Source organism: Streptomyces sp. NPDC005070, from assembly GCF_053600395.1.
On sequence record NZ_JBSFZS010000125.1, the window covers coordinates 1 to 21,532 of the forward strand.

The 21,532-nt window shown below is 70.4% G+C and carries 22 protein-coding genes and 1 tRNA gene; 18 read left to right on the forward strand and 5 right to left on the reverse strand.

Going from position 1 to position 21,532, the window contains the following annotated elements:
* Window positions 1-75 precede the first annotated feature (75 nt).
* Window positions 76-1,431 (reverse strand): sensor histidine kinase, encoded by a 1,356-nt coding sequence (locus ACWEBX_RS30580; RefSeq protein WP_451888032.1) that lies wholly within the window; start codon window positions 1,429-1,431, stop codon window positions 76-78.
* Between the two features lie 248 nt (window positions 1,432-1,679).
* Complete coding sequence (locus ACWEBX_RS30585) at window positions 1,680-2,879, reverse strand: sensor histidine kinase (protein WP_451888033.1); 1,200 nt, start codon at window positions 2,877-2,879, stop codon at window positions 1,680-1,682.
* Between the two features lie 280 nt (window positions 2,880-3,159).
* Between ACWEBX_RS30585 and ACWEBX_RS30590 the strand changes: the two genes are divergently transcribed.
* The 13 genes from ACWEBX_RS30590 to ACWEBX_RS30650 all read left to right on the forward strand — a co-directional run bounded on the left by ACWEBX_RS30590 (window position 3,160) and on the right by ACWEBX_RS30650 (window position 15,424).
* Complete coding sequence (locus tag ACWEBX_RS30590; RefSeq protein WP_095936005.1) at window positions 3,160-3,573, forward strand: NADH-quinone oxidoreductase subunit A; 414 nt, start codon at window positions 3,160-3,162, stop codon at window positions 3,571-3,573.
* Window positions 3,564-4,229 carry an NADH-quinone oxidoreductase subunit B gene (locus ACWEBX_RS30595; RefSeq protein WP_451888034.1) on the forward strand — a complete coding sequence of 222 codons (666 nt, stop codon included), beginning with the start codon at window positions 3,564-3,566 and terminating at the stop codon, window positions 4,227-4,229. The genes ACWEBX_RS30590 and ACWEBX_RS30595 overlap by 10 nt, the downstream gene beginning before the upstream one ends.
* The gene (locus tag ACWEBX_RS30600) at window positions 4,226-5,554 is read left to right on the forward strand and encodes an NADH-quinone oxidoreductase subunit C (RefSeq protein ID WP_451888035.1); all 1,329 of its coding nucleotides are present in this window, start codon (window positions 4,226-4,228) and stop codon (window positions 5,552-5,554) included. The genes ACWEBX_RS30595 and ACWEBX_RS30600 overlap by 4 nt, the downstream gene beginning before the upstream one ends.
* Complete coding sequence (locus ACWEBX_RS30605) at window positions 5,551-6,519, forward strand: complex I subunit 1/NuoH family protein (RefSeq protein WP_451888036.1); 969 nt, start codon at window positions 5,551-5,553, stop codon at window positions 6,517-6,519. Before ACWEBX_RS30600 ends, ACWEBX_RS30605 begins: the two co-directional genes overlap by 4 nt.
* Before the next feature lie 2 nt (window positions 6,520-6,521).
* Window positions 6,522-7,184, forward strand: a complete 663-nt coding sequence (locus ACWEBX_RS30610; RefSeq protein WP_451888037.1) for a NuoI/complex I 23 kDa subunit family protein — start codon at window positions 6,522-6,524, stop codon at window positions 7,182-7,184.
* Window positions 7,181-7,846, forward strand: coding sequence for an NADH-quinone oxidoreductase subunit J family protein (locus ACWEBX_RS30615; protein ID WP_451888038.1), 666 nt, complete (start codon window positions 7,181-7,183; stop codon window positions 7,844-7,846). Before ACWEBX_RS30610 ends, ACWEBX_RS30615 begins: the two co-directional genes overlap by 4 nt.
* Window positions 7,846-8,220: an NADH-quinone oxidoreductase subunit NuoK gene (nuoK, locus tag ACWEBX_RS30620; protein WP_451888039.1), complete on the forward strand. Its 375-nt coding sequence runs from the start codon at window positions 7,846-7,848 to the stop codon at window positions 8,218-8,220. The genes ACWEBX_RS30615 and nuoK overlap by 1 nt, the downstream gene beginning before the upstream one ends.
* On the forward strand, window positions 8,217-10,208 hold the full coding sequence (locus ACWEBX_RS30625) for an NADH-quinone oxidoreductase subunit 5 family protein (protein WP_451888040.1): 1,992 nt from the start codon (window positions 8,217-8,219) through the stop codon (window positions 10,206-10,208). The genes nuoK and ACWEBX_RS30625 overlap by 4 nt, the downstream gene beginning before the upstream one ends.
* Window positions 10,209-10,214: 6 nt before the next feature.
* Complete coding sequence (locus ACWEBX_RS30630) at window positions 10,215-11,789, forward strand: complex I subunit 4 family protein (protein ID WP_451888041.1); 1,575 nt, start codon at window positions 10,215-10,217, stop codon at window positions 11,787-11,789.
* On the forward strand, window positions 11,786-13,285 hold the full coding sequence (locus ACWEBX_RS30635; RefSeq protein WP_451888042.1) for an NADH-quinone oxidoreductase subunit N: 1,500 nt from the start codon (window positions 11,786-11,788) through the stop codon (window positions 13,283-13,285). The genes ACWEBX_RS30630 and ACWEBX_RS30635 overlap by 4 nt, the downstream gene beginning before the upstream one ends.
* Before the next feature lie 209 nt (window positions 13,286-13,494).
* Entirely contained in the window at window positions 13,495-14,358 is an 864-nt protein-coding gene (gene htpX, locus ACWEBX_RS30640) for a zinc metalloprotease HtpX (RefSeq protein WP_451888043.1), read from the forward strand.
* Window positions 14,355-14,747 (forward strand): YccF domain-containing protein, encoded by a 393-nt coding sequence (locus ACWEBX_RS30645; protein ID WP_451888044.1) that lies wholly within the window; start codon window positions 14,355-14,357, stop codon window positions 14,745-14,747. Before htpX ends, ACWEBX_RS30645 begins: the two co-directional genes overlap by 4 nt.
* 110 nt (window positions 14,748-14,857) lie before the next feature.
* Window positions 14,858-15,424, forward strand: a complete 567-nt coding sequence (locus ACWEBX_RS30650; RefSeq protein ID WP_451888045.1) for an SMI1/KNR4 family protein — start codon at window positions 14,858-14,860, stop codon at window positions 15,422-15,424.
* 100 nt (window positions 15,425-15,524) lie between these two features.
* On the opposite strand, the gene ACWEBX_RS30655 is transcribed toward ACWEBX_RS30650, so the two are convergent.
* Window positions 15,525-16,769: an APC family permease gene (locus ACWEBX_RS30655; protein WP_451888046.1), complete on the reverse strand. Its 1,245-nt coding sequence runs from the start codon at window positions 16,767-16,769 to the stop codon at window positions 15,525-15,527.
* A 188-nt stretch (window positions 16,770-16,957) separates the two neighbouring features.
* Here ACWEBX_RS30655 and ACWEBX_RS30660 point away from each other — a divergent pair, with 188 nt between their 5' ends.
* Window positions 16,958-17,224: a GlsB/YeaQ/YmgE family stress response membrane protein gene (locus ACWEBX_RS30660; RefSeq protein ID WP_451888047.1), complete on the forward strand. Its 267-nt coding sequence runs from the start codon at window positions 16,958-16,960 to the stop codon at window positions 17,222-17,224.
* A 115-nt stretch (window positions 17,225-17,339) separates the two neighbouring features.
* On the opposite strand, the gene ACWEBX_RS30665 is transcribed toward ACWEBX_RS30660, so the two are convergent.
* Complete coding sequence (locus tag ACWEBX_RS30665) at window positions 17,340-17,828, reverse strand: YajQ family cyclic di-GMP-binding protein (RefSeq protein WP_451888048.1); 489 nt, start codon at window positions 17,826-17,828, stop codon at window positions 17,340-17,342.
* A 201-nt stretch (window positions 17,829-18,029) separates the two neighbouring features.
* Here ACWEBX_RS30665 and ACWEBX_RS30670 point away from each other — a divergent pair.
* The 3 genes from ACWEBX_RS30670 to ACWEBX_RS30680 all read left to right on the forward strand — a co-directional run bounded on the left by ACWEBX_RS30670 (window position 18,030) and on the right by ACWEBX_RS30680 (window position 19,485).
* Window positions 18,030-18,111 (forward strand) — tRNA-Tyr (locus ACWEBX_RS30670).
* Between the two features lie 507 nt (window positions 18,112-18,618).
* Window positions 18,619-18,885: a hypothetical protein gene (locus ACWEBX_RS30675; RefSeq protein WP_451888049.1), complete on the forward strand. Its 267-nt coding sequence runs from the start codon at window positions 18,619-18,621 to the stop codon at window positions 18,883-18,885.
* A gap of 387 nt (window positions 18,886-19,272) precedes the next feature.
* Window positions 19,273-19,485 (forward strand): hypothetical protein, encoded by a 213-nt coding sequence (locus ACWEBX_RS30680; protein ID WP_355760785.1) that lies wholly within the window; start codon window positions 19,273-19,275, stop codon window positions 19,483-19,485.
* A 76-nt stretch (window positions 19,486-19,561) separates the two neighbouring features.
* Here the strand turns inward: ACWEBX_RS30680 and ACWEBX_RS30685 are convergent, their stop codons facing one another.
* A complete protein-coding gene (locus tag ACWEBX_RS30685; RefSeq protein WP_451888050.1) occupies window positions 19,562-20,218 on the reverse strand; it encodes an SDR family oxidoreductase in 657 nt (218 codons plus the stop codon).
* A 144-nt stretch (window positions 20,219-20,362) separates the two neighbouring features.
* On the opposite strand from ACWEBX_RS30685, the gene ACWEBX_RS30690 reads away from it, so the two are divergent.
* A complete protein-coding gene (locus ACWEBX_RS30690; protein ID WP_451888051.1) occupies window positions 20,363-21,436 on the forward strand; it encodes a hypothetical protein in 1,074 nt (357 codons plus the stop codon).
* The last annotated feature ends 96 nt before the right edge of the window (window positions 21,437-21,532 follow it).

Below are 21,532 nucleotides of genomic sequence, written 5' to 3' on the forward strand. Positions count from 1 at the left end.
GTGCGCGCCGAACAGCAGGGTCTGGCCTCGCGTGCCGGCGTCGAACAGTTCGAACCGCCACAAGGACGCTCTCGCTCAGCCCCGCCAGGGCAGCTCCGCCGTGATCCTGGTGGGACCGGCCGGCGGCGAGTCCACCACCAGGATCCCGTCCACCGCGTCGAGCCGTTCCGTGAGCCCGGCCAGGCCCGACCCCTCGGTGACGTCGGCCCCGCCGACCCCGTCGTCGCCGACCTGGATCATCAGCCGGTTCTCCACCCGCCACACATCCACGGTCGCCCGCGTCGCCCGCGCGTGCTTGCTGATGTTCTGCAGCAGCTCGGAGACGGTGAAGTAGGCGATCCCCTCGATCGCGGGCGCCGGCCGCGCCGCCAGATCCACCTCCACCCGCACCGGCACCGTGCACCGCGAGGCCACCGCGGACAGCGCGGCGTCGAGCCCGCGGTCGGTCAGCACCGCCGGATGGATACCGCGCGCGAGATCCCGCAGCTCCTGCAACGCCGTCTTGACCTCGCCGTGCGCCTCGTCCACCATCCGCGCCGCCGCCTCGGGGTCCTCGGCCAGCTTCTCCTTCGCGAGCCCCAGGTCCATCGCCAGGGCGACGAGCCGGGCCTGCGCCCCGTCGTGCAGATCGCGCTCGATACGGCGCAGATCGGCGGCGGCGGTGTCGACCACGACCCCGCGGTCGGACTCCAGCTCCACCACGCGTGTGGCCAGCCGCGAGGGACCGAGCAGTCCGCGCACCATCAGCCGGTCCACGGTCGTCAGCGCCCGCACGATCCACGGCGTCGCCAGTGTGAAGAGCAGGCCCACCAGCGCGGTCACCGTGATCTCGAACGGGTTGTCCAGATAGATCGAGTGCGTGCTGTCCCCGTACAACTGGAGCCCGTCCTGACCGCCGTACATCGGGAAGACCCAGAACCACAGCGGATACGTCAGCAGCGCCCAGCCGTACACCCAGAGGTTCACCGCGACGACGAACGAGAACACCGACCACGGGAACTGCACCACCGCGTACAGCAGGTGCCGCCACGACGTGCCGCTCTTGAGCAGGGCGCCCATCCACGCCATCGCCCCGTGCTTCTTCATCCGCAGCGGCTCGGGCTCGGCCACCTCGACACCGAGCAGCCCGCGCGCCCGCGCCCGCTCCAGCGAGCCGAGGCCGCGACAGCCGGCCAGCGCGGCGGCGAGCACCGGAACGCCCAGGAAGGTGATCAGCAGGCCCGCGCCGAGCGAGACCATCGTGACGGCGAACGTGAACATGAGGATCCCGAGCGGCAGGCCCAGCAGCACATAGCCGAACTCGCGCCACCAGCGTGCCTCGAACGGTGCTCGCAGCGGGGCCGGAAGGCGGTGCCGCGCTCCGTCGGCGCCCGCCTCGTCGAACCGGGACCCGCCGCGGTGCCCGTATCCGTGTCCGTACTCCGTGGCCATCGGTCCGTCCGTTCTCTCGTCTCGTCCTGCGCCTCGGCCTGCTCCGCGAGCCGGCCGCTTCCTCTTCTTCCAGCGTGCCGCTCGTCAGGCCCACGGGACATGCGGCGGATCGGCGTCTTGGACGGGGGGTTTTCCCTACCCCGGCGACCCCGCCGGCCGACGATCTCCATCGAGTGAACCTTCGGCTCGTCCGGACGGCTACGGGACGTGCGTGTTCCGGCGGTTACCGGACGGGTTCGTTCCGGCGGTTACTGGACGGGTTCGTTCTGGCGGTCCCGCCAGGGCAGCTCGGCCGTGATGACCGTCGGGCCGCCCACCGGCGAGTCGACGACAAACAGCCCGTCCACCGCGCCGAGCCGGTCCGCGAGCCCCGCCATACCCGTACCGCCGTCGACACCGGCCCCGCCGCGGCCGTCGTCCCGGACCTGGATGAGCAGACGTTCGTCCGTCCGCCAGACGTCCACCGACGCGGACCTCGCCCCGCTGTGCTTGCTGACGTTCTGGAGCAGCTCGGAGACCGTGAAGTACGCGATGCCCTCGATGGCGGCGGCCGGCCGCGTCTCCAGTTCGGTGCTCACCTTCACGGGCACGGTGCACCGCGAGGCGATCGCGGACAGGGCGGCGTCCAGACCCCGGTCGGTGAGGACCGCCGGGTGGATGCCACGGGCCAGATCACGCAGTTCCTGAAGGGCGAGCTTCACCTCGCCGTGCGCCTCGTCCACCATCGACGCCGCGGCGTCGGGGTCCTCCAGGAGCTTCTCCTTGGCCAGGCCGAGCCCCATGGCCAGATTGACGAGCCGGGCCTGCGCCCCGTCGTGCAGATCGCGCTCGATACGGCGCAGATCGGCGGCGGCCGTGTCGACCACCACCCCGCGGTCCGACTCCAGTTCGGCGATCCGCCGCTCCAACTCGTCGGAGGGCGACAGCAGCCCGCGCACCATCGCCCGGTCCACGTTCGTCAGCCCGCGCGCGATGAACGGCAGCACCGGCCACAGCACGAACAGCGACACGAGCGTCACCGTGAAGGTGGCGATGCCCCAGGGCAGCCGTATCAAGTCGTACAGCACCGCCCGCCAGCCCACAGGGTCCTTCAGGCTCGACCACAGCCAGCCGAAGAAGCCGGTCCGGCGTACCGGCAACGGGCTCGGCTCGTCGATCCTCAGCCCCAGCAGCCGCCGCGCCCGTGCCCGCTCCAGCTTCCCCAGTTGCCGCGAACCCCGCAGTCCGGCCGCGAGCAGCGGCAGTCCGACGACGGTCACGGCGAGCCCCGCGCCCGTGGCGAGCATCGTCACCACGTACACGAACCCGACGATCGAGGCCGGCAGGTTCACCAGGAGATGGGAGATCTCCTTCCAGGTCACCGGGTCCAGGGCGAGACGTACGGCGGGCGGCCGGTCCCCGTCGGACGGATCGTCCGACGGCCCGGCGGGCGTGATGCGTTCGGTCATATCCGCTAGCCTGCCCGGCGGCGCGCCGCCGCGCCATGAGGTGGGCCGCCGCGCTGCACTGGGGATAACCCCACCTCCCAGCCCCAGGAGGAACGTGTTCACACCGTGAGACGTGAACACGTCACCGGCGGCCGAGGGATGGTCGAGGTGTGACGGGCTGCTTACGCTCTCTTTAGCAGGCCCTAGACTCCCGTCCGTACAGATCGTCGAACATGGCGCATCACAGAGTGCGCGGCGGCGCACGACGGGGCGCAACGAGGTCAGGGAGTGAGGGGCTGACGTGCCGGAACCGACCGTTGTCACGGCGACCGGGGCCGTCGTCGCGGCGGACTACTTCCAGTCCTACTCGGTCGTCGGACTGCTCGCCGTCGTCGGCGTGCTGTTCGTCGCCGTCGCCTTCGGAGCGGGCCGCCTGCTGCGCCCCGTCGTACCGACCCCCGAGAAACTCCTGACGTACGAGTGCGGCGTCGACCCCGTCGGCGAGGGCTGGGCCCACACCCAGGTCCGCTACTACGTGTACGCGTTCCTCTACGTCATCTTCGCCGTCGACTCGATCTTCCTCTTCCCGTGGGCCACGGTCTTCGCCGCTCCCGGCTACGGTGCCGCGACGCTCGTCGAGATGTTCATCTTCCTCGGCTTCCTGGCCGTGGGCCTGCTGTACGCATACAAGAAGGGCGTCCTGACATGGACGTGACCCCGTCCGCCCCGGAGCAGCCCGTGCCGGCCTCGATGCCGGTGTCGCTGCCCGAGCCGAAGCGGCTCGGCGCGCTCGCCCGGCTCGCCCCCGAGCCCATGAAGGTGGTCCTGAACTGGGGCCGCCGCTACTCGCTCTGGGTCTTCAACTTCGGCCTCGCCTGCTGCGCGATCGAGTTCATCGCCGCGTCGATGGCCCGCCACGACTTCATCCGCCTCGGCGTGATCCCGTTCGCGCCGGGCCCCCGCCAGGCCGACCTGATGGTCGTGTCGGGCACGGTCACGGACAAGATGGCGCCCGCCGTCAAGCGCCTGTACGAGCAGATGCCGGAGCCGAAGTACGTCATCTCCTTCGGCGCCTGCTCCAACTGCGGCGGCCCGTACTGGGACTCCTACTCCGTCACCAAGGGCGTCGACCAGATCATCCCCGTCGACGTCTACGTCCCCGGGTGCCCGCCCCGCCCCGAGGCGCTGCTCCAGGGCATCCTCAAGCTCCAGGAGAAGATCGCCCGGGAATCGCTGGGGGAGCGCTACGGCTCCGACGCGGCGCGGCCCTCCGCCGCCGCGCTCCAGAGCGGCCTGGTGAAGCCACCGGCCCCGTCCGCGACGAGCGTCCCGGGCGAGGATCCGGCCGCCCCCGGCGAGGAGGACCGATGACTGTCGGCTGGCTTCCCGGCCCCGCCGAGGAACTCTTCGGCCCCGACGCCACGGCCGAGGAGTCGTACGAGGTCCTGACGGTCGACGTGCCGCCGGCCTCCTGGATCTCGGCCCTGGAGACGGCCCGTGACACCCTGGGCTGCACCTACTTCGACTGGCTGAGCGCCGTCGACGAACCCGGCACGGGCTTTCGCGTCTCGGCCCATGTCGTCGCCCTGTCCCCGCTGCACCGCCTCCTCGTCCGTACGACCGTCCCGCACACCGCCCCCGCGCTCCCGTCGGCGGTCTCCGTCTACGCGGGTGCCGCCTGGCACGAGCGCGAGACGCACGAGATGTTCGGCGTGACGTTCGAGGGCCACCCCGGCCTCGATCCCCTGCTGCTCCCGGACGGCTTCGAAGGACACCCCCTCCGCAAGGACTTCGTCCTGGCCGCCCGCGTCGCCAAGGCCTGGCCCGGCGCGAAGGAGCCCGGCGAGTCCGAGCACGGCGGCCCCAAGCGCCGTCAGATGCTGCCGCCCGGCGTCCCCGATCCCAACGAGTGGGGCCCTCTCAAGGGCCAGCTCCCCCCGGCTCCGTCCCGCCCGGCCCGTGGCGCGGCCCGCCCCGCCGGCGACCGACCGGTCCGCAGGACCCGTACGGCAGCAGAGGGCTCGGCCGGCCAGACGCCGACCGCCCCTGCCACCACGGCGCCCCCGGCCACGGGTTCGGAGGCCGCGACCCCGGCCGCGGGTTCGGACGCGGCGACCCCCGCCACGGGTGCCGCGGGAGCGGACGTCGCGTCCGCCGCCGCGGGTGCCGCCTCCGGTGCCGCCTCCGGTGCTGAGGCCGCGCGCCCCGCACGCCGATCGCGCAGCGCGAGCCAGGGCTCCGCCAGCCAACGAGCCCCGCAGCCGGCCGCTCCGGCCGCGACGCCCGGCTCACAGCCGTCGGCTGCCGCACCGACGCCGGCAGGGAACGAGCCGGCGGCGTCCGAACCGGCCGCTCCGGCGGGCGCCTCGCGGGCAGCCGAGCCAGACTCGGCCGCGACGCCCGCCGGAAGGCCTGCCGCCCCGCGCAGCTCCGACGCTCCCTGGCACCAGCCGAAGCCCGCGTTCGACGACCCCGCGTTCGACGACTCCGAACCAGAACCGGACCGGCCGGAGCCCGAGCCCGAGGCACAGCCGGCGTCCGAGCCCGAGGCACAGCCGGCGTCCGAGCCCGAGGCGCAGCCGGCGTCCGGGCCCGACGCGGATTCCGGTTCGGAATCCGCCGACCCGGGGGCGACGCCCGCCCCGGGACCGAACCCCGCCACCAACCCCGACGACCCCTCCGGAGGTACGCGGTGAACGACGCTCTCGACGTCGCCCTACGCCTCCTCGTCGTCTTCGTCGTGTTCCTGACGTTCCCCCTGATCGTCGGTCAGACCGAGCACAAGGTGATGGCCCACATGCAGGGCCGCCTCGGCCCGATGTACGCGGGCGGCTTCCACGGCTGGGCCCAGCTCGTCGCGGACGGCGTGAAGTTCGCGCAGAAGGAGGACATCGTCCCCGCCGGCGCGGACCGGCGTATCTTCCAGCTCGCCCCCGCGGTGGCCCTGCTCCCGTACCTCCTGGTCCTCCTCGCCATCCCGATCGGCCCGGGCGAGGGCGCGGTCGGCGAGGTCGTCGACGCTGGAATCTTCTTCGTCCTCGCCGTCATGGGCGTGGGCGTCCTCGGCTCGCTCATGGCGGGCTGGGCATCGGCCAACAAGTTCTCCCTTCTCGGCGGTCTGCGCACCGCCGCCCAGCTCCTCGCGTACGAGCTCCCGATGCTCCTGACCGCGGCCTCGGTCGCGATGGCGGCGGGCACGGTCTCGCTCCCCGGCATCGTGGACGCCTTCCAGTGGTGGTGGCTGCCCTGGCAGATCGTCGGCGCGATCGTGTTCTTCGTCGCCGGCCTCGCCGAACTCCAACGGCCCCCCTTCGACATGCCCGTAGCCGACTCCGAGATCATCTTCGGCGCGTACACCGAGTACACGGGCCTGCGTTTCGCCCTGTTCCTGCTCGCCGAGTACGCCGGGATCGTCGTCCTGTGCGGTCTGACCACCGTCCTCTTCCTGGGCGGCTGGCACGGCCCCTGGGGCACCGACGGCCTCGGCTGGGTCTGGACCCTCCTGAAGGCCGCGATCCTCGCCTTCGTCGTCATCTGGCTCCGCGTCACCTATCCCCGCCTGCGCGAGGACCAGCTCCAGAAGCTCTCCTGGACCCTCCTCGTCCCTCTGTCCCTCGCCCAGATCGCCCTCACCGGCATCGTCAAGGTGGTGATCGCGTAACCATGGCCCCCATTCCTGGCTCCGGCCTCGCCAAGGGCCTGGCCGTCACCCTCCGCACGATGACGAAGAAGACCGTCACCGCGCAGTACCCGGACGTCCAGCCCGAACTCCCGCCCCGCACCCGTGGTGTCATCGCCCTCTTCGAGGAGAACTGCACGGTCTGCATGCTGTGCGCCCGTGAGTGCCCGGACTGGTGCATCTACATCGACTCCCACAAGGAGACGGTCCCGGCCGCCGCCCCGGGCGGCCGCGAGCGCAGCCGCAACGTCCTCGACCGCTTCGCCATCGACTTCTCCCTGTGCATGTACTGCGGTATCTGCATCGAGGTCTGTCCTTTCGACGCGCTGTTCTGGACTCCGGAGTTCGAGTACGCGGAGACCGACATCCACGAACTCACCCACGAACGCGACAAGCTCCGCGAGTGGATGTGGACCGTCCCGGCCCCGCCCGCCCTCGACCCCGGTGCCGAGGAGCCCAAGGAGATCGCGGCCGCCCGCAAGACCGCCGACAAACTCGCGGCCGAACAGGCGGCTCAGGCCGAGGCCGAGCGGGCAGCCCGGGCGACGGGGGCCGAGGAGCCGGCCCAACCGGGCCCGACCGAGGAGACAGGCCGGCCGGAGTCTCCGGCGACGCCCCCCTCCGGCCCGCAGGAGGGACAGTCGTGACCTTCGCAGCAGCCACGGCCACGGCGGCCCACGCGGCCACCACCGTCGCCGCCGATCACCACGGCTTCCTCTCCCCGACCGGCGTCGAGATCGCCTTCCTCCTCGTCGGCCTGCTCACCTTCGGCGCCGCGCTCGTCACCGTCACCACCAAGCAGCTCGTGCACGCCGCACTGTGGCTGGTGGTCGCCCTCGGCGGCCTGGCCGTCGAATACCTCCTGCTGACAGCCGAGTTCATCGCCTGGGTACAGGTCCTCATCTACGTCGGTTCCGTCGTCGTCCTCCTTCTGTTCGGTCTGATGCTCACCAGGGCCCCGATCGGCCGCTCCCCGGACGCCGACTCCGGCAACCGCTGGGCGGCCCTGGCCGTCGCCGTCACCTCGGCCGGCACCCTGGTCTGGGTCGTCGTCGACGCGTTCCGCACGACCTGGGTCGACCTGAACGGTGCCGCCGCCGGCTCCACCGAGGTGACCGGAGCGAGCCTCTTCCAGAACTGGGTCCTCCCCTTCGAAGCGCTGTCCGTCCTCCTCCTCGCCGCGTTGGTCGGCGCGATCGTCCTCTCCCGCAAGGCGAAGGCAGACACCGCCGCGGCGGCCACGTCGGCCGCCACCCCGCGCGTCCCCGGAAGCCGCGACGGCAAGCAGGACAAGGATGGTGTCCGCTGATGCACCTCGCCTATCCCGCCGTGCTCGCCGCCCTCCTGTTCTGCACGGGCCTGTACGGAGTCCTGGCACGCCGCAACGCGATCCTGGTCCTGATGTCGGTCGAGCTGATGCTCAACGCCGTCAACCTGAACCTCGTCGCCTTCGACGTCTGGCTCTCCAAAGCCGCCCGCGACACCCTGCACTCCGGCCAGGCCCTGACCCTGTTCACCATCGCCATCGCCGCGGCCGAGATCGGCATCGGCCTGGCGATCGTGCTCGCCGTGTACCGCAACGGCGGCACCTCGGACATCGACAAGCTCCGCGACACCGCCGAGGGCCACGGCCCCGACGACCCCGACGCCCCCGTGGCCGAGAAGGCTGAGGCCACCGCGTGACCACGACCACCCTCGCCGTCCTCGTCCCCCTCCTCCCGTTCCTCGGTGCCGTCGCCGGACTCCTCCTCGGCCGCACGGCCCCGGGCTTCGTCCGCCCGCTCGCGGTCCTGCCCGTCCTCGCCTCGCTCGCCCTCGCCGTGACGGTCGCGGTCGACCAGGGCGGCGGCCTGGCCATCAACTCGCACACCGAACTCACCCCGACCGGCTCGGTCCCCATCGAACTGGGCCTGCACATCGACGGCTTCGCCGCCCTCGTCGCCGTCCTCGTCGGCGTCGTCGCCACCTGCGTGCAGATCTACTCGACGGGCTACCTGCGCGACGACCCGCGCTACCCCTCGTACGCCGCCCTCGTCTCCCTTTTCACCTCCGCGATGCTGCTCGTCGTCTACTCCGGCGACCTGATGGTGCTGCTGGTCGGCTGGGAGATCATGGGCATCTGCTCGTACTTCCTGGTCGGCCACTACTGGGAGACCCCGGAAGCCCGCGCCGCCTCGCTCAAGGCCTTCCTGGTCACCAAGCTCGGCGACGTCCCCTTCCTCATCGGTCTGTTCGCGCTGGCCACCGACGCCGGTTCGTTCCGGATCACCACAGTCCTGGGCACCGTGGCGAGCGGCGGACTGCACCACCCGACCGTCGTCGCCCTCCTGCTCCTCGCGGGCGTGGCGGGCAAGTCGGCGCTGTTCCCGCTGCACACGTGGCTGCCCGACGCGATGGCGGGCCCCACACCCGTCTCCGCGCTGATCCACGCCGCGACGATGGTCGCCGCCGGCATCTACTTCGTCGCCCGTCTCCTCCCCGTCTTCCAGGCCTCCGCGGCCGCGATGATCGTCCTCGCCGTCATGGCAGGCGTCACGATGGTCGGTTCGGGACTCGCGGCACTCGCCCAGGACGACATCAAGCGGGTCCTCGCCTACTCGACGATCGGTCAGCTCGGCTACATGGCCGGTGCCCTCGCCGTCGGCGACCGCGGTGCCGCCGTCTTCCACCTCCTCGCGCACGGCGCCTTCAAGGCGCTGCTGTTCCTCGCCGCCGGCGTGATCATCCACGCCTCCGGCACCAACTCGCTGGCCGCCATGTCCCGCATGAAGGACCTGCGCCTCCGCGTCCCCGACGCCTTCTGGACGATGACCGTGGCGCTGCTCGCGCTCGCCGCGATCCCTCCGTTCAGCGGCTTCTTCTCCAAGGAGGCCGTCCTCGGCGCCGCGGAGCATGTCGCCACCGGTCACACCGAGCAGGCCCCCGGTGCTTCGGGCTGGATCGTCCTGATCACCGGCCTGGTCACCGCTGTCCTCACCGCCGCGTACGCGACCCGGCTGTGGCTGCTGGCCTTCCGCGGCCACGGAGCCGAGGCCCCCGACCACGGCACGCAGCCGGTCACCATGACGGCCGTGCTGTGGGTGCTCGCCATCCCCTCGCTCGCGTTCGGCCTGGCGTTCGGCCCGCTGCCCGACTGGTTCGACGGCCGCGACCTGACGCCGGTCCTCACCACCTCGGTGCTTGGTACTGGACTCGCCCTGGTCGGCGGGATCGTCACCTACGGAGCCTGGCGGCACACCACCGCTCTGGCCGCCCGCGTCCCCCTGGGCGCGGTCGCGGCCCACCCGGACGCCGACGCCGGACACGTCGAGGCCGAGGCCATCGCCTCCCACGAACCCGTCTACGGAGACGTCGCCCGGGCACCCGACCCGGCGGACCCGGGCCGGCTGCTGCTCGGCCCGCTACACCGCCACGCGGCCGTCGGCTTCCACCTCGACACCGTGTACTCCGTGCTGTTCGTCCGCCCGGTCCAGGCCGGAGCCACGCTCGTCCGGTTCCTCGACCGCGAGGTCGTCGACACCTACGTACGCGGCGCGGGCGCCCTACCCCGCTGGCTCGGCACCGCCGTACGGCGTGCGCAGACCGGCAATGTGCAGACCTATGTGAGCGCGCTGCTCGCCGGCACCGTCGTCCTGGTGGTCGCCGCCCTCCTCGTCGCCACGGGAGCGTGAGCAGGCGTGATCGATATCAGTGAATCCGTGATGCAGATTCTTCTCGCGTTGATCGTCGTCGGCCCGCTCATCGGGGCCGCCGCCGCCCTTCTCCCGGCTCCACCAGGGCTGAAGGGGAAGTCGCCCGAACAGGCGGTGCTGCGCCACGGCGTGACCGTCACGGGCGTGGTCCTCATCGCCGCGATCGTCCTCGTGCTCGGCTTCGACCACGACCACCCGTCGAAGACGCAGGCCACGACGGACATCAGCTGGATCCCCGCACTCGACGTGCGGATCCACCTCGGCGTCGACGGCATTTCCCTCCCCCTTCTGGTCCTGACCGCGCTGCTGACCTTCCTCTGCGCGCTGTACTCCTATTTCAAGATGCCCGCGGGCCCGACCCCGAAGGCGTTCGTCGCACTGCTGCTCGTCCTCGAGTCCGGCACACTCGCGACCTTCGCCGTCCTCGATCTGCTGCTGTTCTTCCTCGCGTTCGAGATGGTGCTCATCCCGATGTACTTCCTCATCGCACGGTGGGGAGGCGCCCAGCGCCAGGCCGCGGCCTGGAAGTTCATCCTCTTCACCCTGCTCGGTTCGGTCGTCATGCTGCTGGGCCTGCTCCTGATCGGAATCAAGGCGGGCACATTCGACATGGTGGCACTCGCCACTGACAACGGCCGGTCGCTGAGCACATCCGTGCAGGTCACCGCCGTTCTGGCGATCGGTATCGGGCTCGCCGTCAAGACGCCGATGTGGCCGTTCCACAGCTGGCTGCCCGACGCCCACACCGCCGCCCCGACCGTCGGCTCGGTCCTGCTGGCCGGCGTCATGCTGAAGATGGGCACGTACGGGTTCGTCCGGATCCTGCTGCCCATCACACCGGACGGCTTCCGGACCTTCGCCCCCTACCTCGCCGCCTTCGCCGTGGTCGGGATCATCTACGGTTCCCTGGCCTGCCTGGCCCTCGCCAAGCAGGGCGCGAAGGGCGACCTCAAACGGCTCATCGCCTACTCCTCCGTCGGCCACATGGGCTTCGTCCTGCTCGGCATCTCGACGATGACCCCGACCGGCGTGAACGGCGCGCTGTTCGCCAACATCGCCCACGGCCTCATCACCGGCCTCCTCTTCTTCCTCGTCGGAGCGCTGAAGGACCGCACGGGCACCACCGACCTCGACAGCCTCGCCGAGGAGTCCGGCGCCGCGCTGTACGGCAAGGCACCGCGCCTCGGCGGCCTGCTGGCCTTCGCCGCCGTGGCCTCGCTCGGACTGCCGGGCCTCGCCGGGTTCTGGGGCGAGATGCTGGCGCTGTTCGGCGCGTTCGAGCCCGCTTCCGGCCTCAGCCGCCCCGCCTATCTGACCTTCATGACGATCGCCGCGTTCGGGACGCTGCTCACCGCCGCGTACATGCTCGTCGTCGTCCGCCGCGTCTGCATGGGCGCGGCACCGCAGGAGTCGCCGAAGCTCGCCGACGTCCAGACCTACGAGTTCGCCGCCTGGACGCCGCTCGTCGCCCTCACCGTCGTCGCCGGTCTGTGGCCCCGGGCCCTGCTCGGCCTGACCGACCCGGCCGTCCAGCAGCTCCTCGCAGGAGGCACCCGATGAGTTCCCTGGTCCAGTCCGTCGACTGGCTCGCCATCGCGCCGCCCACTCTCGCGGCGGTTGTCGGACTCGTCGTCCTCGTCACCGATCTCTTCATCGGCGAAGCGCGGAAGGCCGTGCTCGGCTGGACGTCCGTCGTCGGCCTCGCCGCGTCAGCGCTTCTGCTGCTGCCCCTGCGGAACGGCGACCGGGCCACGTTCTGCCTGACGGGCGCCACCGACACCTGCAGCTACGTGGCGGACCGCTTCACCCTGGTGATCCAGCTCCTGGTTCTCGGCGGCGCGCTCCTCGTCGCCCTGCTGTCGGTCACCGCGCTCAAGGACGCCGACAGGGAACTCCCCGAGGGGGAGTACTGGTTCCTGCTGCTCTCCTCGGCCGCCGGCGCCGCCCTTCTGCCCGCCTCCCGCGACCTCGCGACCCTCATCGTCGCCCTGGAAGTCGCCTCACTGCCCGCCTTCGCGCTCGTCGGCATCAAGCGCGGCGACAAGAAGTCCTCGGAAGCGGCGCTGAAGTTCTTCCTGTCCTCCGTCACCGCGACCGCGGTCAGCCTGATGGGCGTCAGCTTCGTCTACGCGACGACGGGCACCCTGTATCTCACCCGGATCGCGGACGGGATCCAGCACGTCGACGGACAGTTCCACACCCTCGCCCAGACAGGCGTCGTCCTCACTCTCGTCGGCTTCGCCTTCAAGACGGCCGCCGTGCCCTTCCACTTCTGGGTGCCCGACACCTACGTGGGGGCGCCCCTGCCGATCGCCGCGTACCTGTCGGTCGTCGGCAAGGCGGTCGGTTTCTCCGGGCTCATCCTCGTCACCGTCATCGCCTTCCCCTCGTACGCGGACGTCTGGGGTCCGGCACTGGCGGCGCTCGCCGCCCTCACCATGACCGTCGGGAACGTCGGCGCCCTGCGGCAGCGGTCCGCGCGCGCGTACAGCGCGGTACGGCTGCTCGCCTGGTCCTCCGTCGGCCAGGCCGGCTACCTCCTGGTCCCGATCGCGGCCGCCGCCTACTCAAAGGACGCCCAGCAGGCCATCGGCTCCACCGTCGCGTACGCCCTCATGTACGCCGCCGTGAACCTCGGCGCCTTCGCCGTGGCCGCACTGGTGGCCCGCCGAAGCCCCCTGAACCGCATCAGCGACTACCGGGGTCTGTACGCCGAGAGCCCCCTGTCCGCGCTGGTCCTCGGTTTCTTCCTGCTCTGCCTCGCCGGTCTGCCGCCGGGCATCATCGGCCTCTTCGCCAAGGTGACCGTCTTCTCGGCCGCCGTCGACGCGGGGCTCGGCTGGCTGGCCGTCGTCATGGCCGTCAACGTGGTGATTGCGCTCTTCTACTACCTCCAGTGGACGGCACTCCTCTTCCGCGCTCCCGAGGGCGAGCCGGGCACACACCGCGTGCCGGTCCCGCTCACCGCGGCCATCGCCCTGACGGCCGTCCTCGGCGTCGTCCTGTCCGGGGCACCCCAGCTCATCCTCCGCTTCTCGGAGACCGCACTCTTCTGAAACACCACTCCCTGAGGGCCTCTTCAAGGGACACACGCGCGCGTGAACGGCCGTCCGAATCACCCGGACGGCCCACGCGCCAGGCAGTGCGCACAAGGGAACTAGTGCCTCCCGTCTGGCGTTGACCAGTACGGGAGGGTCCACTGAAGAGTGGAAGCAGAGCATCAGCAAGCAAAGGGTTCCCCCGCCGCACGACTTGGAGGGCTACCGTGCACCGCCGGCACAATGGGCTCAGGACAGCCGTACTTCTCGGGGGACTGTCCGCACTCATCATCGTCATCGGCAGCTTCTTCGGGCGCACAGGCCTGATCGTCGCGCTGTTCATCGCGATCGGCACGAACGCGTACGCGTACTGGAACAGCGACAAACTGGCTCTACGCGCGATGCGTGCCCGCCCGGTGAGCGAGTTCGAGGCTCCGGCCCTGTACCGCATGGTCCGCGATCTCTCGACGCAGGCACGTCAGCCCATGCCGCGCCTGTACATCTCACCGACGGAGGCACCGAACGCCTTCGCCACGGGCCGCAACCCGCGCAACGCGGCCGTGTGCTGCACCGAGGGAATCCTGCGCATCCTGGACGAGCGCGAACTGCGCGGTGTCATCGGCCACGAGCTCAGTCACGTCTACAACCGCGACATCCTGATCTCGTCCGTGGCCGGCGCCCTCGCTTCCGTGATCATGTTCCTGGTCAATTTCGCCTGGCTGATCCCCATCGGCCGGTCCAACGACGACGACGGCCCCGGCATCCTCGGACTGCTTCTGGTCATGATCCTGGGCCCGATCGCCGCGTCCCTCATCCAGCTCGCCATCAGCCGCTCCAGGGAGTACGAGGCGGACGCGTCCGGTGCCCAGCTCACCGGCGACCCCCTCGCGCTCGCGAGCGCGCTGCGCAAGCTCGACGCGGGCACGAAGCAGCTTCCGCTGCCTCCCGAGCCGCGCATCGAGACCGCGAGCCACATGATGATCGCTAACCCCTTCCGCCCGGGACAGGGAATGTCAAAGATGTTCTCTACGCATCCGCCGATGGCGGAGCGCATCGCCCGGCTCGAGCAGATGGCAGGTCGTCAGCAATGAAGACAATTCTGAACGTCATTTGGCTCATCCTGAGCGGCTTCTGGCTGTTTCTCGGGTACCTCGCCGCAGGCATCATCCTGTGCATCACCATCATCGGAATCCCGTTCGGCATCGCGTCGTTCCGTATCGGCATCTACGCGCTGTGGCCCTTCGGCTATACGACCGTGGAGCGCCACGACGCCGGCGCGCCGTCCTGCATCGGCAACGTCCTGTGGCTCGTCCTCGCGGGCTGGTGGCTCGCGCTGGCCCACATCGTCACGGGCATCGCCATGTGCATCACGATCATCGGCATCCCCTTCGGCATCGCCAACTTCAAGCTCATCCCGATCTCGCTGTTCCCGCTGGGACGCGAAATCGTGCGCACGGACGAGCCGTTCGCCGGTCACTAGCCGCACGGGAGCACGTGCCGCATTCCTTGCCGAGACGGGGTCGACCCCGTCTCGCGTGGGGGTTTTCCACAGGCTCCCCGATTGTCGGTGGCGCGCTGCATCATGAATCCATGACCGAAATCGAGCAGTTGCTGGCACGGGTCGCTACGGAGGCCCGCAACACCCGCCCGTGGGGCTGGCCTTCGCTCCCCGCGCCCGTGGGCCCGGCCGAGGTCGCCCGCGCCGAGGCCGTCCTCGGCTTCCCCCTGCCCGCGCTGCTCGCCGCCCTCTACCTCCGGATAGGGGACGGCGGATTCGGTCCGGAATACGGCCTGCTGTCCCTGCTCGACGGTCCGCCGTCGGGCGAACCGGCGGCTGTTCCGCAGTACTTCGCCAGCCGCGAGAGCGGCCGCAAGGACCCCGAATGGCCGTGGCCCGAGGGCGTCCTGCCCATATCCCACTGGGGCTGCGGAATGTACGCGTGCGTGGACTGCCAGAGCCCCGACGGCAAGGTCCTGCTCTTCGAGCCGAACGCCGACCGCGCCGACCACGCCTGGTACGTGGACGCGCCCGACCTCGCGACCTGGCTGCTCGCGTGGCTGGAGGGGACGGGCTGGTACGAGGAGTCCAACGACGGCGGGGACCTCCCCCTCTGGCCCGACTTCCCCATACGCGCGAAAGCGACCAGGGCTTCCTGACCCCCTGGCCGCCGGAACGCGCCCACGGGCGCCCTCTGTCGGCCGGCCGCACAAGGCATCGCGCACCAAGTGCTGATCCACCGCCGTCACGGAACAGCGCTCAGCGCGAAGCCGCCCACATCCGTACGCCGTACGCGGCCGCCCCCACCGTCAGGACGGCCGCTCCGACGACCACCGAGGCCCCCGGGAGGGCGAAGGCCAGCGTGACGCAGCCGAGGAGGCCCAGCGCCGGCACGACACGTGATGCCGGGGCCGGACTCAGCGTCCAGGCGGAGGCGTTGGCGATCGCGTAGTACGCCAGCACGCCGAAGGAGGAGAAACCGATCGCGCCGCGCACGTCCAGCGTCGCGGCCAGCACGGCGACCACCGCGCCGACCGCCAGTTCCGCCCGGTGGGGGACCTGGAAGCGCGGATGGACGGCGGCCAGGCCGTGCGGCAGATGACGGTCGCGGGCCATGGCCAGCGTGGTCCGCGAGACACCCAGGATCAGAGCGAGAAGCGAGCCGAGCGCGGCCACGGCGGCCCCCACCCGCACGATCGGCACGAGCCCCGGCAGTCCGGCCGCGCGTACGGCGTCGGCCAGCGGTGCAGCGGCAAGCCCCAGCCCGTCCGTTCCAAGCACCGAGACGACAGACACAGCGACCGCCGTGTACACCGCGAGCGCGATGCCAAGAGCCAACGGGATCGCGCGCGGAATGGTGCGTGCCGGATCACGCACCTCCTCGCCGAGCGTGGCGATCCGCGCATACCCGGCGAACGCGAAGAAGAGCAGACCGGCCGCCTGAAGCACCCCGCCCGCGCCGGACGACAGACCGATGCCCAGCCGTCCGGCATCGAAGGCGCTGGATCCGAGACACCCCACCACCACGGAAGAGAGGACCGCCAGGACCACCGCCACGATCACCCGCGTCAGCCAGGCCGACTTCTGCACGCCGCCGAAGTTCACGGCGGTCAGCGCCACCACCGCGGCGACCGCCACAGCGTGCGCCTGCGAGGGCCAGACGTACGCGCCCACGGTGAGTGCCATCGCCGCGCAGGAGGCCGTCTTGCCGACGATGAACGACCAGCCCGCCAGATAGCCCCAGAAGGCCCCGAGCCGCTCGCGCCCGTAGACGTACGTGCCGCCGGAGGCGGGGTACAGGGCGGCCAGCCGGGCCGAGGACATCGCGTTGCAGTAGGCGACGACCGCGGCGACGGCGAGCCCGAGCAGGAGCCCGGATCCGGCCGCCCGCGCGGCCGGGCCCAGCGCGGCGAAGATGCCCGCACCGATCATCGAGCCGAGCCCGATGACCACGGCGTCACCGACTCCCAGCGTGCGGCGCAATTCGGGACCGGGCAGCGTCATACGCCGCACCCTACTGATCACCGCAACCGGCGGGAGCCACGGCGACGTCCTGTTCATCGGCACGGCACCGAGACGGCATTCGGTACTCGTGACCGAACCGCATACGGACAGCGCGGACAGGGCCCGCACGGAGCGGATTCACAGGGCCGCGACAGCGTGAGTACAGAACGGAAGGGCAGGCTCAGAACATGGGCATCATCAGCTGGATCATTCTGGGGCTGCTGGCAGGCGCCATCGCCAAGTTCCTGCTGCCGGGGCGCGACCCTGGAGGCTTCGTCGGAACGACCGTCATCGGTGTCGTGGGGGCGTTCGTCGGCGGCTGGATATCAGCCCGCTGGCTGGACCACCCCGTCAGCAAGCACTTCTACGACGGCGCCACTTGGGCCGCGGCCATCGGCGGCTCGCTCGTACTGCTGATCCTCTACCGCATCCTGTTCGGCGACTCGCGCCGCTGAGCCCGCGTCGCCGGGACCGTGGCCGGCGGACGAGAAGGGTGGACACCGCGGGTGCCCACCCTTCCTCGTATCGCCGGCCACGTCAGCGGCCACCTCATGGCGCCTGCCGGACGTTCTACCGGTAGTTCACGAACTGCAGGGCGAAGTCGAAGTCCTTGCCCTTGAGGAGGGCCTGAACGGCCTGCAGGTCGTCGCGGCTCTTCGAGCTGACGCGCAGTTCCTCGCCCTGCACCTGGGCCTTCACGGCCTTGGGGCCCTCGTCACGGATGATCTTCGCCACCTTCTTGGCGTTCTCCTGGGAGATGCCCTCCTCGATCGTCGCGAAGATCTTGTACTCCTTGCCGGAGAGCTGGGGCTCACCGGCGTCCAGCGACTTCAGCGAGATGCCGCGCTTGATCAGCTTGGTCTCGAACACATCGAGGATGGCCTTCACCCGCTCCTCGGAGTTCGCCTCCATGAGGATCTTCTCGCCGGACCAGGAGATGGAGGCGCCGACGTTCTTGAAGTCGTAGCGCTGTGAGATCTCCTTGGCGGTCTGGTTGAGGGCGTTGTCGACCTCCTGCCGCTCGACCTTCGAGACGATGTCGAAACTGGAGTCGGCCATGTCCTGTGGCTCCTTGTATCGGGGTGCGTAGGGGCGGCTGTCGAGCCCGGCGTAGGCCTCCGGCCGCATCCGCATAAGCCTAGCCACCCCCCTCCCCCCAAGCGTCGATCAATTGGGTGGCGAAGCATCCCCGAGCATCAGGTATCGTTTACGTCGTTGCCAGGGAGCACCGTGAAAGCGAAGCTCAGGGGCAGCAACCCCGGCGGTGTGCCCGAGCGGCCAAAGGGAGCAGACTGTAAATCTGCCGGCTAAGCCTACCCAGGTTCGAACCCTGGCGCCGCCACATGTAGGTGAACCCCCTTCGATCTGCGGAAACGTGGATCGGAGGGGGTTTCTCTTTGTTTGAGCGCGCGCGGTGTGTCCGCGATGGTGTCGCCCCGGGCCTGGGTGGCGGTGTCGACCCGGGGCCTGCGCGATCCACAGTGCCGCTGCGGGGTGTGCGGTCCGGATCCGGTTTGGCTCTGGCCCGGTGGAGGGCGCCTCGGTGGTCGTCTCCTTCTCGATCGCCTGCGGCACCCAGGACGCGGCGCCGCTCCCGCCGAGCGGGCCCCGGTAGCTGTGGTCTAGGCGGTAGCCGGTTACCTAGATTCGCCTGGGGCATGTACTCGCCTCGCTGGGGGCGAGGACGGGTGATGTGACCCGATGTCATTCGACGGGATGGCGTGCGTACTTGCTCTCGGGCTTTCCTCGGTCCGGCCGTGGTGGCGCCTGCTCCTGCGTGGCTCCGTCCGCGGGCGGGTAAATTGGCAGGCGTACTCAGCATCATGCGTACTAGTGGCGAAGGAGAGCCATGTTCGGGGGAATACTCGGTTTCATCGCAGTCGGCATCTGTATTGCGATGGGCGTCGCCGGGGATCGGGCGGCGAAGAAGCGCAAGAAAGCCTTCTGGGACGCGTACGGATCCTTCGAAGGATTCCGTGGTCAGGTCGACGTGGAGCGTATCCAGGGGGTCCGTAGGGCCAGGGGCGATGTCGCCGCGATCAAGGCGGTCCGCGAGGAGTATCCCTGCGTCTCACTCGTGATGGCCAAGCGTTATGTGGATGAACTGCCCTTGTGAGGTGCAGAGTTGAGGCGGGTGCGTTGGCGGCGGGCGGGCGGGCGGGCGGGCGCGTCGGTGCGGGGGCGGTTGTCGGTCTGACCCACCGGCTCGGTGCCGGCCCGGCGAGTCGGTCGGCCGTCAGTGGTTCGGCGTCGCGTTGATGCATTGATTCCGGTGGGTGTGACAGGGTGGCTGCTCTTGGGGTGGCGCTTCCGTTCCGCTCTCTTTCCGTTTTGCTTCGTGCGTCGAATTTCTCGGGAGTTTGTTTGTCCGAGGGGCATTGGGGGAAGTAGGGGAGTTTGTTTGCGCTGAAAGGTCCGCCCCGCGGTCGGTGGAGTTCAGCGGCCAGCACGGTGGTCTGCGGCCGGGGGGCGGAAGTCGTGGGCCGCGGGGCACACTGATCACATGTCATCGCGTCGCAGGAACTGCCCCGAGTGCCGTCGGGAGATCGCCGTCGTCGCGGGGCGGTTCGCCCGGCACGATCCGCCCGGCGCGCGGGGGACCGGGGAACTGGTGTCGTGCGCCGGTTCGCGTCGGGAGGCGTTCATCGGGGCGGCGCAGCCCACGCTGGACGGGTACGCCCTTCCCGACTTCCCCGGCCAGCTTCCCTTGTTCTGAGCCGCCCCCGAAGAGTCGCCCCGCTGACCCGCTCTCGAGGAGCCGCCCTCGCCGAGTCGACCCCGAAGCCGCGGCACTAGTTGCCCGCCACCGCCTTCACCGCCACCGAGATCGGTGTCGAGCCGCTGACGGCTTCCAGGATCAGGCCGGTGGTGGCCGGGGTGTCGACCAGTTCGGCGAGGACCGCGGCGACGTCGTCGCGGGGGATCATGCCGCGGCCGGTCGAGGCCTCCAGACGTACGAGGCCGGTTCCGGCGTCGTCGATCAAGCCGCCGGGGCGCAGGATCGTCCAGTCCAGGCCCGCACGGCCGCGTACGTATTCGTCGGCCTCGCCCTTGGCGCGCAGGTAGGCGTCGAAGATGTCGTCACCCGTGTGGGCCGGGTCCGCGCCCATGGAGGAGACGACCACGTGCCGGCGTACGCCCGCGCGCTCGGCGGCGTCGGCGAACAGGATCGCGGCGCCCTTGTCCACCGTCTGCTTGCGGTCCGCGCCGCTGCCCGGTCCCGCGCCCGCCGCGAAGACGGCCGCGTCCGCGCCCTGCAGATGCGCGGCGACCTCCTCCACCGATGCCGATTCCAGATCGCACAGGACGGGCTCGGCGCCGACCGCCCGTAGATCGTCCCCCTGTTCGGCACGGCGGATGATCCCCGCTACCTCGTCCCCGCGCGCGGAGAGCAGCCGCTCCAGCCGCAGCGCGATCTGACCATGACCACCAGCGATGACAATGCGCATGTTTCCGACCGTACGCCCGGATGACCGCGTTCGCCGCACAACCCTGTGGACAACTCATGCGTCACATGGGTGATCACTGTGAACGCGTGGGTGATCGCCGCGAGAACGCGTCAGAACGAGTGAACACGCGAACGAAGGAACGCCGTGCGGACCTGTACGGCGTCGCAAGAGGAGACCATCATCACCGCCATACGCAAGACCGCCACCGCGGTCGGCTGCACCGCTGTCCTTCTCACCGCGGCGGCCGCCTGCGGCACGGTCCAGAACCTCACGGCCGGGCAGAAGGTGGACCACGCCGTCTCCCGGCTCGGCGAACAGAAGTCGCTCGCCTTCCAGTTGGACCTGGACGCCGACGCGGCCGCGATCGACACCATCGCGGGCGAGGACGGTTCCGACGAATCCCTTCCGCCGGAGTTCGCCAAGTTCGTCAGCGGCTTGCGCGTGGACGTCTCCGTCAAGTCCAGGAAGGCGCTGGCTGATTCGGGCGAGAAGGACCTCGTCGGCACCAGCATGACGATCACGGGCACCGGCGGTGTCCTGGTCGAGTACCGGATCATCGGCGACCTCATGTACTACCGCACGGACATGAAGGCCGTCGGTCAGGCGGTGGGTGTTCCCATGCCGACCGCCGACGATCTCCCCCCGAGCCAGAAGGCGCTGAAGAAGGTCCTCGAAGGCGACTGGGTGAAGGTGAACACCAAGGATCTGGAGCAGGCGGGGAAGGCCGCCGGGGGTGGCCCGAAGGGGGCCGCCGGTGGCGGGGAGGTCGACGCGAAGACCCAGAAGAAGGTTCTCGACGCCGTCCGCGGTGTCATCGGCCACAAGGTCACGTTCCGGACCAAGGGCGGCGCCGACGGGGTCGAGCACGTCATCGCCACGGGCAACGTCCGCGACCTGCTCACCGGCGTCTTCGACGAGCTCCGCCCGCTGCAGGGCGACCTTCCGGCGGGTGCGGAACTCCCCTCCGCCAAGGACCTCAAGGACGCGCCGAACCGGAAGGCCGCCGTCGACTTCACCCTGAAGAACGGCGACCTCCGGCAGATCAGGGTCGACCTGGCCGTCCTCGCCGACAGCCCGCAGAAGGCCAAGCTGCCCCTCGTCCTGAAGTTCTCCAAGGCGGGTGACGTCAGCGCGCCGGCCGGAGCCACCGAGATCCCCGTCGACGAGATCCCCGCCTCCAGCCCGCTGGGAACCGCCTTCATGGGCGGCGGGTTCTAGCGCCGCGACAGGCAACGTTCGCCCCGTCGCGACTCCCGGCACGCCCTCTCGCCGCACCGGCCGAAAGCCCAAGTACATCCAGTACGAGGACTTCCG

Bases quoted from the DNA above. Each gene is read 5' to 3' on its own strand.
- ACWEBX_RS30650 (WP_451888045.1), top strand. From the start codon at position 14,858: ATGACCGAAATCGAGCAGTTGCTGGCACGGGTCGCTACGGAGGCCCGC.
- ACWEBX_RS30600 (WP_451888035.1), top strand. From the start codon at position 4,226: ATGACTGTCGGCTGGCTTCCCGGCCCCGCCGAGGAACTCTTCGGCCCC.
- ACWEBX_RS30585 (WP_451888033.1), bottom strand. From the start codon at position 2,879: ATGACCGAACGCATCACGCCCGCCGGGCCGTCGGACGATCCGTCCGAC.
- ACWEBX_RS30595 (WP_451888034.1), top strand. From the start codon at position 3,564: ATGGACGTGACCCCGTCCGCCCCGGAGCAGCCCGTGCCGGCCTCGATG.
- ACWEBX_RS30580 (WP_451888032.1), bottom strand. From the start codon at position 1,431: ATGGCCACGGAGTACGGACACGGATACGGGCACCGCGGCGGGTCCCGG.
- ACWEBX_RS30645 (WP_451888044.1), top strand. From the start codon at position 14,355: ATGAAGACAATTCTGAACGTCATTTGGCTCATCCTGAGCGGCTTCTGG.
- ACWEBX_RS30660 (WP_451888047.1), top strand. From the start codon at position 16,958: ATGGGCATCATCAGCTGGATCATTCTGGGGCTGCTGGCAGGCGCCATC.
- ACWEBX_RS30675 (WP_451888049.1), top strand. From the start codon at position 18,619: ATGTTCGGGGGAATACTCGGTTTCATCGCAGTCGGCATCTGTATTGCG.
- ACWEBX_RS30635 (WP_451888042.1), top strand. From the start codon at position 11,786: ATGAGTTCCCTGGTCCAGTCCGTCGACTGGCTCGCCATCGCGCCGCCC.
- ACWEBX_RS30680 (WP_355760785.1), top strand. From the start codon at position 19,273: ATGTCATCGCGTCGCAGGAACTGCCCCGAGTGCCGTCGGGAGATCGCC.
- ACWEBX_RS30685 (WP_451888050.1), bottom strand. From the start codon at position 20,218: ATGCGCATTGTCATCGCTGGTGGTCATGGTCAGATCGCGCTGCGGCTG.
- ACWEBX_RS30665 (WP_451888048.1), bottom strand. From the start codon at position 17,828: ATGGCCGACTCCAGTTTCGACATCGTCTCGAAGGTCGAGCGGCAGGAG.
- ACWEBX_RS30610 (WP_451888037.1), top strand. From the start codon at position 6,522: ATGGCCCCCATTCCTGGCTCCGGCCTCGCCAAGGGCCTGGCCGTCACC.
- ACWEBX_RS30655 (WP_451888046.1), bottom strand. From the start codon at position 16,769: ATGACGCTGCCCGGTCCCGAATTGCGCCGCACGCTGGGAGTCGGTGAC.
- nuoK (WP_451888039.1), top strand. From the start codon at position 7,846: ATGCACCTCGCCTATCCCGCCGTGCTCGCCGCCCTCCTGTTCTGCACG.